The sequence below is a fragment of the Actinomadura meyerae genome (assembly GCF_900188445.1).
Lineage (GTDB): Bacteria > Actinomycetota > Actinomycetes > Streptosporangiales > Streptosporangiaceae > Spirillospora > Spirillospora meyerae.
The window spans coordinates 173554-187496 of record NZ_FZOR01000006.1; the positions used below are offsets into that span (position 1 = coordinate 173554).

A 13943-nucleotide genomic window follows, 5' to 3' on the forward strand; every position below is an offset into this window, starting at 1 on the left:
CTACCCGGCGTCGACCAGGTTCTCGACGCCCGCGGGAAGGGTCCCCGCCTCGGCGGCCTCCGCGAGGAACGCCTCCAGCGTCTCCTGGAAGGCGCGGGCGGCATGGGTGAGCTCGACGTCCTTGCGGTGGGCGAGCGCGATGGTGCGCAGCAGGCCCGGACCGTGCCGGCCCCGGCGCGCCTCGTCGTCGGCCAGGACGAGCGGCGTCCCGCGCAGGCCGGGACGCCCGGCGAGGACCATGCTCGGGACCACCGCGACGCCGAGGCCGACCTCGACGAAGCGCAGCACGGCGTCCATCTCGCCGCCCTCGACCGCGAACTTCGGCTCGAACCCCGCCGCCCGGCACGCGCTGATCGTCGCCTCCCGCAGGTCGTACCCGGGGCGGAACATCACCAGCGGGCGGTTCCGCAGGTCCTCGATGCGCAGGTAGGAGCGGCGCGGCAGCTGCGCGGGCGTCCCGGGCCCCGCCGGGGACGCCACCACCAGGTACTCGCGCAGGATCGGGGTCGTGTCCAGCGGCGGGTCGCCCTGGAGCGGGAGGATGACGAGGGCCAGGTCCAGGGAGCCGCGCGTCAGCTCCCGGACGAGGTCGCGGGAACCGCCCTCCTCGACGATGAGCTGGATGCCCGGGTACATGTCGTGGAAGCGGCGCAGGACGTCCGCCAGCAGGCCCGCGCACAGGGACGGCGTGGCGCCGAGCCGCACCCGGCCCCGCCTGAGGCCGGCGAGTTCCTGCACCTCCAGGCGCGCCGTGTCGACGTCCGCGAGGATGCGCTTGGCCAGGGGCAGCAGCGCCTCACCTGCCGGCGTGAGGGTGATGTTGCCGCGCGCGCGCCGGAACAGGGAGACGTTCAGCTCGCTCTCCAGCGCCCGGATCTGCTTGGACAGCGACGGCTGCGCCACCCGCAGGATCTCCGCGGCCTGCGTGAAGTGGCGCACCTCCGCGACCGCGACGAAGTAGGCGAGCTGCTGCAACTGCATCCTGCACAGAGTAGGGCCAGCGCGTCCGGGCCCCGCGACCCGGGTTACCGCGCGTGGCGGCGGAGCGCCTGGAGGTCGTGGACGATCAGCCGCCGCCGGCCCGTCTCGATCCAGCCGTGCCGGCGCAGCGTGCGCAGCGCCTTGCTCACCGCCTCGCGGGACGCGCCGACCCAACCCGCCAGCTCCTCCTGCGACAGGTTCAGCGTGATGCGCACGCTCTCCCCGCCCGTCCCGGTCTCGCCACGGGGGACGTACGGGACACCGAACCGCTCCGCCAGCTCGACCAGCCGCTGCGCGACCCGCCCGGTCGCGTCGAACATCCCGAACTCGACGCGCTTGCGGTCGGCGTCGCGCCACCGCTGGCACAGCATCCGCATGATGAGGATCGAGACGCGGCCGTGCGCCTGCAGGAACGCCATGAACTCGTCGGCGCCGATCGCGAGGGCCTGGACCGGCTCCAGCGCGGCCACCGACGCCGAGCGCGGCAGCCCGTCGATGGCGGCGACCTCGCCGAGCAGCGCGCCCGGCCCGCGCACCGCGAGCAGCGCCTCCCCGCCCTGCTCCCGGTAGGAGAACGCCTTCACCCGGCCCCGCAGCAGGACCGCGACCCAGCCGGGCTGCTCCCCTTCGGAGAAGAGCGTGTCGCCCCGCTCGAAGTCGCGGACGCGGGCGCGCGCTTCCAGGTCCGCGCGCTCCGCCGGGGTGAGATCGGCGAGGAACGAGCCCGGTTCGAGAGGGGTCACGCCACAACGCTAAAGGGATCCGGCGGCGCCCGCCCCCCGTGCGGGAATCACGGTTCAATCACGCGCTCTGTGCACTATTCCCTACTCCGGTGGCCGGATGTGCGCCAGTGTTGGTTCCGGCGTGCGCGACCGGAGGGCCGTAGCGGCGTCCACGGCGTCCACGGGGAACGGCGGGACGGCGGGCGGCGTTCCGGGGGCACGCCGCCCGCCGAACCTCGGGAGCGCCGCATGCCAGAGCGCCGCACCCAGGGTGGGGGACGGCGGAAACGCGAACGCCCCCCGTCGCGCGGGGCGGCGGGGGACGTTCGCGAGAGACCGGACGCGGGGCGTCCGCGGGCCTCGCTCAGGCGGACGGGGTGTCCTGCCCCTTCTTCACGATGCCGAGCTTGCTGCCGAGCCACACCACCGGGTCGTACCTGCGGCCGACGACCCGCTCCTTCATCGGGATCAGCGCGTTGTCGGTGATCTTGATGTGCTCGGGGCAGACCTCGGTGCAGCACTTGGTGATGTTGCAGAAGCCGAGGCCGTGGTCCTCCTGCGCGATGTTGCGCCGGTCGGCCTGGTCCGCCGGGTGCATCTCCAGCTCCCCGATCCGCATCAGGAAGCGCGGGCCGGCGAAGCTCTCCTTGTTCTCCTCATGGTCGCGGATGACGTGGCAGACGTTCTGGCACAGGAAGCACTCGATGCACTTGCGGAACTCCTGCGAGCGCTCCACGTCCACCTGCTGCATGCGCAGCTCGCCGGGCTTCGCGTCGCCCGGATCGAACGAGGGGATCTGCCGCGCCTTCTCGTAGTTGAACGAGACGTCCGTGACCAGGTCGCGGATGACGGGGAAGGTGCGGATCGGGGTGACGGTGATCGTCTCGTCCGGGTCGAAGGTCGACATCCGCGTCATGCACAGCAGCTTCGGCATGCCGTTGATCTCGGCCGAGCAGGAGCCGCACTTGCCCGCCTTGCAGTTCCACCGGACGGCGAGGTCGGGCGCCTGCGTGGCCTGCAGCCGGTGGATGATGTCGAGGACGACCTCGCCCTCGTTCACCTCGACCGTGTAGTCGGTGAGCTCGCCGGAGCCGTCGTCGCCGCGCCAGACCCGGAACTTGGCCTCGTAGCTCATCGGTCGTCCTCCTCGTCCTCCGCGGCGCCGGCGGCGGTCGCGCCCGACCCGGCGGCGGCCTCCGCCCGCTCCGTCGCGACCTCCTCGGCCAGCCCCTTCGGCAGCTCCTCGGCGGTCAGGTACTTCTTCAGCTCGTCGTTGTCGAACAGCTCGAGCAGGTCCTCGCGCATCGGCGTGAGCGGCTGGCGGGTCAGCTCGACGTGCGGGGCGGACGGGTCGCCGGCCAGCGAGCAGACCAGGTTGATCTTCCGCCACTCCGCCGACATCTGCGGGTAGTCGTCGCGGGTGTGGCCGCCGCGGCTCTCCTGCCGCTCCAGCGCCGCCTTCGCGACCGCCTCCGACACCAGCAGCATGTTGCGCAGGTCGAGCGCGAGGTGCCAGCCCGGGTGGTAGCCGCGGCCGTCGTTGACCGCGACCGGCTCCACGCTGACGTTCGCGACCCGCTCGCGGAGCTTGCCGAGGGCCTCGATGGCCTGCTTCAGCTCCTCTTCCTTGCGGATGATGCCGACGAGCTCGTTCATCGTCTGCTGCAGCTCGGCGTGCACGGCGTACGGGTTCTCGCCGCCCTCGCGCTCGAACGGGGCGAGCGCCTCCGCCGTGGCCGCCTCGACCTCCGCGTCCGGGACGGCGGGGCGCGCGGGCAGCGCGTCGATGTACTCGGCCGCGCCGAGGCCGGCGCGGCGGCCGAACACCAGCAGGTCCGACAGCGAGTTGCCGCCGAGCCGGTTCGAGCCGTGCATGCCGCCGGACACCTCGCCCGCCGCGAACAGGCCGGGCACCTTCGCCGCGCCGGTGTCGGGGTCGACCTCGACACCGCCCATGACGTAGTGGCAGGTCGGGCCGACCTCCATCGGCTCCTTGGTGATGTCGACGTCCGCCAGCTCCTTGAACTGGTGGTACATCGACGGCAGCCGCTTGACGATCTCGGCGGCGCCGCCCGGCATCCGGTCGACGACGGTGAGGAAGACGCCGCCGTGCGGCGATCCCCGGCCCGCCTTGACCTCGGAGTTGATCGCGCGGGCGACCTCGTCGCGGGGCAGCAGCTCAGGGGGCCGCTTGTTGTTGTCGGGGTCGTCGTACCAGCGGTCGCCCTCCTCCTCGGTGGTGGCGTACTGGTCCTTGAAGACCTCCGGGATGTAGTCGAACATGAACCGCTTGCCCTCGCTGTTGCGCAGGACGCCGCGGTCGCCGCGGACCGACTCGGTCACGAGGATGCCCTTGACGGAGGGCGGCCAGACCATCCCGGTCGGGTGGAACTGCACGAACTCCATGTTCAGCAGCGTCCCGCCGGCGAGCAGCGCCAGCGCGTGCCCGTCCCCGGTGTACTCCCAGGAGTTGGACGTGACCTTGAACGCCTTGCCGATGCCGCCGGTCGCCAGCACCACCGCGGGCGCCTCGAACACCACGAACTTGCCCGTCTCGCGGACGTAGCCGAACGCGCCGCAGATCTTGCCGTCGGCGTCCTTCAGCAGCCGGGTGACCGTGGTCTCGGCCCACACCTTGAGCTTGGCCTCGTAGTCGCCGTACTCGGCCTTGTCCTCCTGCTGGAGGGCGACGATCTTCTGCTGGGCGGTGCGGATCAGCTCCAGGCCGGTCCGGTCGCCGACGTGCGCCAGCCGCGGGTACTCGTGCCCGCCGAAGTTGCGCTGGCTGATCTTGCCGTCCTTGGTGCGGTCGAACAGCGCGCCCCACAGCTCCAGCTCCCAGATCCGCTCCGGGGCCTCCTTGGCGTGCAGCTCCGCCATCCGCCAGCTGTTCATGAACTTGCCGCCGCGCATGGTGTCGCGGAAGTGGACCATCCAGTTGTCGTTGGCGTTGACGTTGCCCATCGCGGCGGCGGCGCCGCCCTCGGCCATCACCGTGTGGGCCTTGCCGAACAGCGACTTGGAGATGATCGCGGTCTTCTTGCCCTGGAGGCGCGCCTCGATCGCCGCGCGCAGCCCGGCGCCGCCGGCGCCGATCACCACGACGTCGTACGAGTGCCTCTCGATCTCAGTCATGTCCCTTGGCCTCAGTTGAAGATACGCGGGTCGTCGAACACGCCGCCGGCGACGAGCGCGATGTACGCGTCCGCCACCACCAGCGAGCCCAGGGTGATCAGCGCGTACATGCCGTGCCGCTCATTGATCTTGGAAACCCAGCCCCACATCCGGTACCGGAACGGGTGCTTGGAGAAGTTCTTCAGCCGCCCGCCGACGATGTGCCGGCACGAGTGGCACGACAGCGTGTAGAGCCACAGCAGCACGACGTTGGCCACCAGGATGAGCGTGCCGAGCCCGATGCCGAAGCCGCCGTCCTTGCCGTGGAAGGCGCGGATCGCGTCGTAGGTGTTGATGAGCGAGATCAGCACGGCCGCGAGCCAGAAGTAGCGGTGCAGGTTCTGGCCGATCAGCGGGAAGCGGCGCTCGCCGGTGTACTTGCCGTGCGGCTCGCGGACGGCGCACGCGGACGGCGACGCCCAGAACGACCGGTAGTACGCCTTGCGGTAGTAGTAGCAGGTCAGCCGGAACAGCAGCAGGAACGGCAGCGAGACGGCCGCGAAGGGGATCCAGCCGCGGGTGCCCGCCGGCAGGAACGTGCCGAACTCCGCCGCGTCGCCGGTGTGCCCGTCCACCGTCACGCCGTTGCAGATCTCGTTCAGGCAGGGCGAGTAGAACGGCGTCAGGTAGTGGAACTCCGGCACGTAGAACGCCGCGCCCCAGAAGGCCCGGACCGTCGCGTACACCACCCAGGCCGTGAAGATCACGAAGGTCGTGACGGGATAGAGCCGCCAGTTGTCCTTGCGGAGCGTTCTTTCCTTGATCTGGGCGCGCGTCTTGACGGGCGCCTCCACAGTGCTCATCGATCGCTCTCCTGAGCTCGGGTCGTCGTGTCCCCGTACCACGGTCCGCGCGCACCGTCCGGCCGTCGCGCCCGCGGCCGGCCTCCTCGCGCCGTCGCGCCCGGACCACCGGGCATGGCTCCCCGGCGGGCGGCCGGAGGCCGTGCCGCATGCGGGCGGTGACGCCTCGTGTGCGCTTCCAGCGAAGCGACCCTACGCCACACTCGACGGGCTGTGACATACATAACAGGGAGACCCGCATGTGAGCCTGACCACAGACTTTAGCCCCGCGGGAGGCCCGCCGCACGGCCCGCGTTCCATAACCAGTCGTTATGGCGCAGCGGAATCGAGACGAGCGCGCCCGGGAATGACCTACCGGTCGCCGACCACCCGCGCGAGCACGGTACGGGCGAAGTGCGCCTCCGCTTCGCTCGTGCGCCCGGTGCCGTAGACGCGCAGGACCTCCGCGAGTTCGGGGAAGCGGCCGGCGATGAGGTCGGCGGCGGCGTCGATCTCCGCGGCGGACGCGACCTCGCGCAGCAGGGCCTGCACCAGCCGCGCCGGCTCCGCCGCCCCCCGGGCGGCGGCCTCGGGCCGCGCCTCGCGGGTGCTCTTCGCGGGCTCCCCGCGGTCGCCGCCGGCGGCCGCCCGGAGCCCGGACGTGGTCGGCGCCGCCTCGCCCCGGATCTCCTCCAGCCGCGCCTTGACCGCAGCGGGCGGCAGCTCGCCGAACGCGGGGTCGGCGATGAACTCCTCCACCGCCATCAGCCGGTGCAGCACGGCCGGGTTGCTGATCTTGGCCCGCTGGGCGGACATCAGCTGGGAGAGCATCGGCGCGGACAGCCCGAGCACGCCCGCGAGCCCCGACTGCGAGAGCCCGAGCCGGTCGAGCAGCGGCCGGACGCGATCACCGAGCGGCTCGCCGTACCACTCGATCTGCAGCGCGCGGTTCCGGGCGACCGTGTCCTCGGCGACGCTCACGCCGTCCACCCCCTTGACGATTCGCAAATGCAAACGCTATATTCACGTCCGCACAGTGGGACGTGGCCTCGGGTGCCATGTTGCCACGGAAGTGTTGATTTGCATATGCGACGAACCGGAGGATCGACCCATGCGCATGACCCACCGCCTGGTGGTCGCCACCACCGCGGTCCTGCTCCTGGCCGGATGCTCGGCGATCGGCGGCGATGACGACGGCGACGCCGCATCGGCCGGCGCCGGGGCGCCGGCGGCCGCCGGCGCGGAGGTGCCGGCGGGCGAGGCGGGCTTCGACGACACCGCGAAGCCGGTGACGCAGGGCACCTTCGACAGCCCCGCAGCGGCGGGCGCCAAGGTCGACATCGCCATCATGAGGCTGAAGGCCAAGGGGAAGCTGGCCACGCTGACCGTGCGGTTCACGCCGCACGTCCCCGGCGCCTCGGCCGGCCGCATCAACGCCTACGGGCTCAACGGCGACCGCGGCCTCGACACCTCGCTCATCGACCCGGTCAACCTCAAGCGCTACGTCGTCGTGAAGGACTCCGGCGGGCAGGAGCTGGAGAGCGACGACATCTTCACGCACATGACGAACGACCAGCCCACGTCCCACTACTTCACCTTCGCGGCACCGCCGGAGAACGTGAAGTCCATCGACGTGCAGATCGGGAACTGGCCCACGTTCCGCAACATCCCGGTCGAGCGGTGATCCGCATGCGCCGCACGATCCTCACCACGGTCCTCACCACGGGCGTCCTCGCGGGCGTCGTCGCGACGACGCTCGCCCTCCCGGCCGCCGCGGGGGCCGGCCCCAGCGTGCCCGACGGCAACCTCGCCAAGAGCGTCCGGTCCATCGGGACCGGAAACACCGTCCGCGACATCGACCTGTCGAAGGCCGTGATCGACCTGGAGGAGGAGTCCGCGGACGGCGCGCAGGTCACCGTCCGCATCTCCGCCGACGTCCTGTTCGACTTCGGCGAGGCCACGCTCACCGGCACGGCCCGCCGCCGCCTCGCCGAACTGGCACCCCGGCTGCGCGGCGCCAAGGGCACCGTCCAGGTCTCCGGCCACACCGACTCCATCGGCGACGAGGGCGTCAACCTCGCCCTCTCCCGGCGGCGGGCCGACGCGGTCAAGGCCGCCCTGACGGGCGCCCTCGGCGAGACCGGCCCGAGCATCCGGGCGAAGGGCTACGGCGAGACCAAGCCCGTCGCCCCCAACGAGCAGGGCGGCAAGGACGACCCCGCAGGCCGCGCGAAGAACCGCCGCGTCGAGATCACCTACGAGAAGGGCTGAGCCCCGCCCGCCGCCCCGCACGAACCGTCACGCAGGAAAGAGGTATCCCGATGACAGGCATCCAAGGGGCGCTCGCCGCCCTCACGGCCCTTCCGCTGGTCCTCCTCGCCGGGTGCGACGGCGGCGGCGGCGGATCCCCCGCCGAACGCGGAACCGCCGAGCGCGGAACCGCCCAGTCCCGGCGGCCCTACTCCGGCCCCGCGGCCAAGGACGCCTGGTCCGCGCTGGGCGGCGGCCATTCGCGCCTCGAGGTGCGGGCCGTCGAGCGGTACCGCGACCGTTCGGTGCTGCGGTTATACGTGACGAACCCGGAGCGCGAACCGAGGTCGTACTCGTTCGCGACCTCGGCGGCCGGGACGGCGTTCGGCGAGCTGAACTTCAGGCTCGTCGACCCGGTCGGCCACAAGGCGTACGGCCCCCTCTACGACCGTGACGGCCAGGGCAACACGGTCGGCAGCGACATCCGCTTCACCTCCGTCCGGCCCGGCGTCCGCTACGAGATGCTGGTCGTCTTCCCTCCCGTCCCCGAATCGGTGCGGACCATCACGGTCATCACTCCCACCACCGCCGGCGAGTTCACCGGCATCCCGGTGGTCGAGGGCAAGGGCGACGGCGGCCCCACCGCCCCCGTCGTGGACGGCGGGTCCCCTCCGGCGCCCGGCGCCACGGTGGCGTTCAAGATGCGCGAGCGGAACGGCGACGCCTACGGCCGGAGCGAGGACCTCTACGGCCTCACCGAGGGCGAGGTGCAGTCCACCGCCACGAGCGGGAGCGAGCAGACCATCGGGTTGCACACCGATGTGCTGTTCGACTTCGACAAGGCGACGCTCTCCACCCGAGCGAAGGCCATCCTCGACGAGGTCGCGAACGAGACCAGGGCGAAGGCCGACCCCGCCAAACCGCCGATCCTCATCACCGGGCACACCGACGGCAAGGGCCGCCCCGACTACAACATGTCCCTGTCGCAGCGCCGCGCCGACGCCGTCCTGGAGGAGCTACGGGCCCGCCTCGGCACCGCCTACCAGTACAAGGCCCAGGGCAAGGGCGAGACCGAGCCGGTGGCGCGGGAGGGCGGCGCCGACGACGAGAAGGCCCGCCGGAAGAACCGCCGGGTCGAGGTCTCGTACCAGATCAAGCAGCAGACGACCGAGACGACCTCGACCACCGCGACCGCCCGGGTGGACAAACCCGGCACCGGCTCCGGCGCCCCCGCCCCGTTCCATCCGGACGGCGCGACCGTGGCCAGCCGCACGGCCGAGATCGGCCGGATCGCCGGCCAGAAGCGGCGCATCGACGTCAAGCCCTTCTACCGCGACGGCGCCTACCTCGTCGCCGTCTTCGAGATCACGAACCTGGGCCCGCAGGACCTGCTCCCCACCGACGACTACATGGGCGGCGACGGCTCCTACGGCCGGTTCGGCGCGTTCTCCGTCATCGACCCGGCCACCGGTACCGCCTACCGCGGCGTCCGCATGGGCCCCACCGACAAGACCCGGGTGAACCTGCGCTTCGTCGACCCGGGCTGGGCCATCTTCAGGACCGAGCAGGGCACGGCGAACCGCGGCTTCTTCTACGTCCCGGCTCCCCCACCGTCCGTCAAGGCCGTCACCTTCGACGCGGGCGCCTTCGGCAAGATCCCCGACATCCCCGTCGAGTGAGCCCGCGGATCCCTACCGGCCGAGGGGAGGAGGCTCGCCCAGCTGATCGAAGATCTGCAGCGGTTCACCGTCCAAGGTCCGGGCGGGGAACCGCAGCTCCCCCCGGCACGAGCCGAGCGCCCGCCGCGCCGCGTCGGCGTCGGCGAAGCGCCGCGCGGGATCGGGGTCGCACAGATGGGACAGCACCGTCCACAGCATCGGCGGCACCCCGTCGGGCCGCGCGCCGATCCGCTGGTGCGGCTCCGGGTCGCCCGCCCCGGTGAGCATCCGCCAGCCGACCATCCCGGCGGCGTACAGGTCCTGACGCGGCGCCGGCCGGTTCCAGTCGAGCGCCTCGGGTGCCAGGTAGCCGGGCGTGCCGACGACGAACCCGGTCGTGGTGAACCGGAGCCCGTCGTCCCCGAGCGCGATCCCGAAGTCGGCGAGCCGGACGTGCGGCGCGCCGACCGCACTCGGCTCCAGCAGCAGGTTCGCCGGCTTCACGTCGCGGTGCACGATCCCGGCCCGGTGGATGCGGCTCAGCGCGGACAGCACCTGGTCCAGGATCTCGGCGGCGTAGTCCGGCGGCAGCCGCCCGTAGTCGCCGAGCAGCGTCTCCACGGACCCGCCGGTCATCAGGTCCATCGCCAGCAGCACGTCCTCGCCCGCCATGCACGACGCGTAGGGGGTCACCACGTGCGGATGCGCCAGCCGCAGCGCCTGCTCCCGGATCGCCCGCAGCAGCATCGTCCGCCCCTGCGCCCGGATGAGCTTCGCGGCGCAGTAGCGCCCCTCCGCGTGGTCGTAGGCACGCCACACCCGGCTCGTCCCGCCCGCCCCGATCCGGTCGAGCATGGTGAACCGGCCACCGATCACCCACGCTCCGTCCACGGGACAGATCGTACGGAATCCACCACCCCCGATCGGCAGGGCGCCGTCAACCGGAACGGCGGGCCGCGCATCGAACATGAAAGCCCCACTCTTCCCCGCGCCCTCCATAGACTGACGATCTCCGCAGACCACGCGCCCCGGACAGGGCCCGCCCGAAACTGGACAAATGAGCGACAACGAGCCCGGCCGCGAGGATCTCGCGGGGGACACCGCCGCCCAGAGCAACACCACGGCCTCGACCGGAGAGACCGCCACGGAGCAACCCCGGCCGACTCCCCGACCAGCCGCCACCCCCGCGGCCACCGACCAGGCCGCCCCGGAAGCAACGGGCCCCGAGCGCCCTGACGCACCCCCCGCCACCCAGGCGCCCACGAGCACGACCGTCGAGGACACACCGGGCGACGACGCGGAACCCGGGGATGTGGACAACGCCGCAACCGAGCGCACGGACACGGGCGGAAAGGCCAAAGCAGCCCCCAGCGCGGAGCCCGCGGCCACGGACGCCCCAGGCCCGCAAGGTGACGACGCGGAAGCCGACAACCCGCAGGACGCCGACGCAGACCGTGCCGACTCGCGAGCCACGGCCGGGGCGTCCACGAGTGCGGGAGCGGAAGACGCCGAAGGCGCCGACGTGGCATCCGAGGGCGCGAAGGAGGCCGAGAGCGCGGCCCCAGGCGACGCGGCCCCGGGTGAGACGGACGCGGGTGAGACGGGCGCGCGTGACGCCGGCGCAGGTGGCTCGGGCGCGGGTGACTCGGGTTCAGGTGACTCGGGTTCAGGTGACTCGGGTTCAGGCGGCGCCGACTCGGATGGCGGGTCGGCGAAGGGGGGTAAGCCGCGGCGGTCGCGGCGGCGGCGGGTGCTGCGGTGGACGGCGGTGGGGATGCTGGCCGTGGTGCTTGTCGGCGGCGGCGGGGCGGCGTGGCTGTACCACGACATCGTCGGCGGCATCGATCAGAAGCATGTCGGCGGGCGCCTCGGGCCGGACCGTCCGAAGAAGCTGAACAAGTCGCTCAACATCCTGCTGCTCGGGTCCGACACGCGGGCGGGCGAGAACTCCGAGTACGCGGACGGTGTGACCGGCGCGCGGTCGGACACCACGATCCTGTTGCACCTGTCGCCCAACCGCGACCAGGCGGTCGGCATCAGCTTCCCCCGCGACTCGATGGTGAAGATGCCCAAGTGCGAGAAGGAGGGCGGCGGCACCGTCCCGGCGCAGTTCGGCATGCTGAACTCGGCGTTCGCGTTCGGCGGGCCGACCTGCACGTGGAAGACGCTGGAGGGCCTCACCGGCATCCACATCGACCACTTCGTCCAGATCGACTTCTCCGGGTTCAAGCGGATGGTGGACGCGCTCGGCGGCGTCGAGATCTGCGTCGACCGGCCCGTCAACGACCCGCGGGCCCAGCTGTACCTGAAGGCCGGGAAGCAGACGGTGAAGGGGACGCAGGCGCTCGGCTACGTGCGGGCCCGCTACTCGCTCGGCAACGGCTCCGACCTGGAGCGCATCCAGCGGCAGCAGAAGTTCATGGCCGCCGTGGTCGACAAGGCCACCAGCGGGTCGATGCTCACCGACCCGGCCAAGACCTACAAGTTCCTCAAGGCCGCGACCAAGTCGATGACGACCGACGACGACCTGAACCTCGCGACCATGAAGAAGATCGCGGACGGGTTGAAGGGGATGGACGCCGGGCAGGTGCGGTTCGTCACCGTGCCCGTCGAGCGCTACGCCCCGGACCCGAACCGCGTGCAGTGGAACCGGGAGCGGGCCAAGGCGCTGTTCGAGGCGGTCCGCCGCGACGACGACCTGCCCGCGGAGCCGCCCGCGCCCGCTCCCTCGCAGCAGGCCCTGCCCGCCCCGGGCCAGGTCAACGTCACGGTCGTGGCCGCGGGCGCCCCGAAGAAAGCGGTCGACAACGCGGTCCGGCAACTCCGCGAGCGCGGTTTCAAGGTCGCGAAGACGGTCGGGCGGGCGTCCGCGGCCGGTGACACCCGCCTCGTCTACGCCCCGTCCGCCGAAGCGCAGGCGTCCGTGCTCGCCCGCGCGCTCCCCGACGCGGTCCTCACCGCCGACGGCGGCGCGCCCGCGGGCGGTGTCCGCCTCGTCCTCGGCAAGTCCGGGGCCCGCTTCACCCCGCCCGCCATCAACAAGATCGGAGGAGGGGTCAAGGCCGGCCGGAAGAACCCCTGCGCGTGACCGGGCTCATCCGGTGGCCGCCAGTACCGCCGCGAGGGTCCCGGCGAGCATCGCCGGGCCGAACGGGAACTCGCCCTTGCGCGTCCGGCGGACGATCAGCACGCCGACGGCGATGACGCCGCCGATCAGGTACATCACCAGCAGGCCGGTCAACCAGGCGCGCCCGCCGAACCAGCCGAGGCAGAGCCCGAGCACGCCGGACAGCTTGACGTCCCCGAGCCCGATGCCGGACGGGACGGCGAGCGCCTGCACGGCGAACAGCGCGAACAGCGCCGCCATGCCGATGAGCGCGTGCGTGAAGTGCCGCAGGCCGTCGTCGGTGAACGGGGCGGCGACCGCCAGGAGCCCGGCCGCGATGCCGTAGGACGGGAGGGTGAAGCGGTCCGGCAGCCGCTTCTCCCTGATGTCGATGAACGCCAGCAGCGCGCCGACCGCCGCGAGGTAGAGCAGCGCGCCGAGGACGGGCTCGGCTCCGACCCGCCATCCGATGACGCCGAAGGCGCACGCGGTGGCGGCACCGAGCGCCGCCCGCCGCGTCCGGTCGACGGGGCCGGTGAACGGCACCGCCAGCGGGGCGGAGAGGAGGCCGGCGGCGAGACCGACCGGAAGCAACACCAACGCGACCATCGCACCTCGCCCGTTCCGGCGCTCATCGGGAGCCCCGGGCACGATAACGCGGCCGGGCCGCCACGGGCTTCGGTGTCCGGACAATGGACGCGCGGTGAGCCGTGCCTTCCGTCCCGGGCGGGGGGCCGCCTCAGGCTCTAGAGTCTGTGTGTAGGCCCCACACTGGAGACGACGGCGAATGACGAATCCTTCGGACCCCGGTCACCCACCGCGCTCGCAGGCCCCCGGCCCGCCGGGGGGACCGTACGGTCCCCCGCCCGGTCCACAGCAGCCGCCCGTCCCCGGCCCGCGCCAGCCGGCACCGGGCGGCCCCGGAGCGGCCCAGCAGCCGTGGACCCCGCCCGAGCGGACCGACAAGAGCCTGCTCGGCGCACTCTTGGACGCCAACTTCGACTCGCTGGTGACCCCGAGACTGCTCAAGCTGTTCTACGCCCTGTCCATGGTGATGGTCAGCCTGGAATGCCTCGCCATCGTGGGGTTCGCGATCTGGATCATCTCGCTGGACTTCTACTGGGCCGTCGCCGTCCTGCTGATCATCGCCACGCCGCTGATCTGGTTCTTCCAGATGCTGTTCGTCCGGATCGTCATGGAGGCGGTGGTGGTCCGGTTCAAGCAGGCCGAGTATCTGCGGGTCATCAAGGACAAGAGCTAGACGGGACGG

13 protein-coding genes are annotated in these 13943 nt (G+C 72.1%); 5 read left to right on the forward strand and 8 right to left on the reverse strand.

From position 1 onward, the window contains the following. The 6 genes from CHF16_RS09225 to CHF16_RS09250 all read right to left on the reverse strand — a co-directional run bounded on the left by CHF16_RS09225 (window position 1) and on the right by CHF16_RS09250 (window position 6667). On the reverse strand, window positions 1-981 hold the full coding sequence (locus CHF16_RS09225; protein ID WP_089325507.1) for a LysR family transcriptional regulator: 981 nt from the start codon (window positions 979-981) through the stop codon (window positions 1-3). 44 nt (window positions 982-1025) lie between these two features. Further along, window positions 1026-1724: a Crp/Fnr family transcriptional regulator gene (locus tag CHF16_RS09230; RefSeq protein ID WP_089325508.1), complete on the reverse strand. Its 699-nt coding sequence runs from the start codon at window positions 1722-1724 to the stop codon at window positions 1026-1028. Between the two features lie 343 nt (window positions 1725-2067). Next, window positions 2068-2838 carry a succinate dehydrogenase/fumarate reductase iron-sulfur subunit gene (locus CHF16_RS09235; RefSeq protein ID WP_089325509.1) on the reverse strand — a complete coding sequence of 257 codons (771 nt, stop codon included), beginning with the start codon at window positions 2836-2838 and terminating at the stop codon, window positions 2068-2070. Further along, a complete protein-coding gene (locus CHF16_RS09240) occupies window positions 2835-4838 on the reverse strand; it encodes a fumarate reductase/succinate dehydrogenase flavoprotein subunit (RefSeq protein ID WP_089325510.1) in 2004 nt (667 codons plus the stop codon). Before CHF16_RS09240 ends, CHF16_RS09235 begins: the two co-directional genes overlap by 4 nt. A gap of 11 nt (window positions 4839-4849) precedes the next feature. Further along, window positions 4850-5680 (reverse strand): hypothetical protein, encoded by an 831-nt coding sequence (locus tag CHF16_RS09245; protein WP_089325511.1) that lies wholly within the window; start codon window positions 5678-5680, stop codon window positions 4850-4852. 351 nt (window positions 5681-6031) lie between these two features. Further along, window positions 6032-6667, reverse strand: a complete 636-nt coding sequence (locus CHF16_RS09250) for a DNA-binding protein (RefSeq protein ID WP_218826599.1) — start codon at window positions 6665-6667, stop codon at window positions 6032-6034. A gap of 103 nt (window positions 6668-6770) precedes the next feature. Between CHF16_RS09250 and CHF16_RS09255 the strand changes: the two genes are divergently transcribed. From CHF16_RS09255 to CHF16_RS09265, 3 genes are read left to right on the forward strand one after another with little or no spacing between them, the layout of a single operon-like run. After that, complete coding sequence (locus CHF16_RS09255; RefSeq protein ID WP_089325513.1) at window positions 6771-7343, forward strand: hypothetical protein; 573 nt, start codon at window positions 6771-6773, stop codon at window positions 7341-7343. Window positions 7344-7348: 5 nt separating this feature from the next. After that, a complete protein-coding gene (locus CHF16_RS09260) occupies window positions 7349-7930 on the forward strand; it encodes an OmpA family protein (protein WP_143227928.1) in 582 nt (193 codons plus the stop codon). Window positions 7931-7980: 50 nt separating this feature from the next. Then, window positions 7981-9588, forward strand: a complete 1608-nt coding sequence (locus tag CHF16_RS09265; RefSeq protein WP_089325515.1) for an OmpA family protein — start codon at window positions 7981-7983, stop codon at window positions 9586-9588. A 12-nt stretch (window positions 9589-9600) separates the two neighbouring features. On the opposite strand, the gene CHF16_RS39370 is transcribed toward CHF16_RS09265, so the two are convergent. Continuing rightward, window positions 9601-10458, reverse strand: coding sequence for a serine/threonine-protein kinase (locus tag CHF16_RS39370; protein ID WP_179271450.1), 858 nt, complete (start codon window positions 10456-10458; stop codon window positions 9601-9603). A gap of 859 nt (window positions 10459-11317) precedes the next feature. Here CHF16_RS39370 and CHF16_RS09275 point away from each other — a divergent pair. After that, window positions 11318-12655: an LCP family protein gene (locus CHF16_RS09275; protein ID WP_143227930.1), complete on the forward strand. Its 1338-nt coding sequence runs from the start codon at window positions 11318-11320 to the stop codon at window positions 12653-12655. Window positions 12656-12661: 6 nt separating this feature from the next. Here CHF16_RS09275 and CHF16_RS09280 read toward each other — a convergent pair whose 3' ends face one another. Continuing rightward, on the reverse strand, window positions 12662-13282 hold the full coding sequence (locus CHF16_RS09280) for a prepilin peptidase (RefSeq protein WP_245868306.1): 621 nt from the start codon (window positions 13280-13282) through the stop codon (window positions 12662-12664). Window positions 13283-13460: 178 nt separating this feature from the next. On the opposite strand from CHF16_RS09280, the gene CHF16_RS09285 reads away from it, so the two are divergent. After that, a complete protein-coding gene (locus CHF16_RS09285) occupies window positions 13461-13934 on the forward strand; it encodes a DUF4282 domain-containing protein (RefSeq protein WP_089325517.1) in 474 nt (157 codons plus the stop codon). Window positions 13935-13943 lie beyond the last annotated feature (9 nt).

Coding starts and splice junctions, on each gene's coding strand:
- CHF16_RS09225 (WP_089325507.1), bottom strand. CDS start 981: ATGCAGTTGCAGCAGCTCGCCTACTTCGTCGCGGTCGCGGAGGTGCGC.
- CHF16_RS09260 (WP_143227928.1), top strand. CDS start 7,349: ATGCGCCGCACGATCCTCACCACGGTCCTCACCACGGGCGTCCTCGCG.
- CHF16_RS09235 (WP_089325509.1), bottom strand. CDS start 2,838: ATGAGCTACGAGGCCAAGTTCCGGGTCTGGCGCGGCGACGACGGCTCC.
- CHF16_RS09280 (WP_245868306.1), bottom strand. CDS start 13,282: ATGGTCGCGTTGGTGTTGCTTCCGGTCGGTCTCGCCGCCGGCCTCCTC.
- CHF16_RS09245 (WP_089325511.1), bottom strand. CDS start 5,680: ATGAGCACTGTGGAGGCGCCCGTCAAGACGCGCGCCCAGATCAAGGAA.
- CHF16_RS09285 (WP_089325517.1), top strand. CDS start 13,461: ATGACGAATCCTTCGGACCCCGGTCACCCACCGCGCTCGCAGGCCCCC.
- CHF16_RS09255 (WP_089325513.1), top strand. CDS start 6,771: ATGCGCATGACCCACCGCCTGGTGGTCGCCACCACCGCGGTCCTGCTC.
- CHF16_RS09265 (WP_089325515.1), top strand. CDS start 7,981: ATGACAGGCATCCAAGGGGCGCTCGCCGCCCTCACGGCCCTTCCGCTG.
- CHF16_RS09240 (WP_089325510.1), bottom strand. CDS start 4,838: ATGACTGAGATCGAGAGGCACTCGTACGACGTCGTGGTGATCGGCGCC.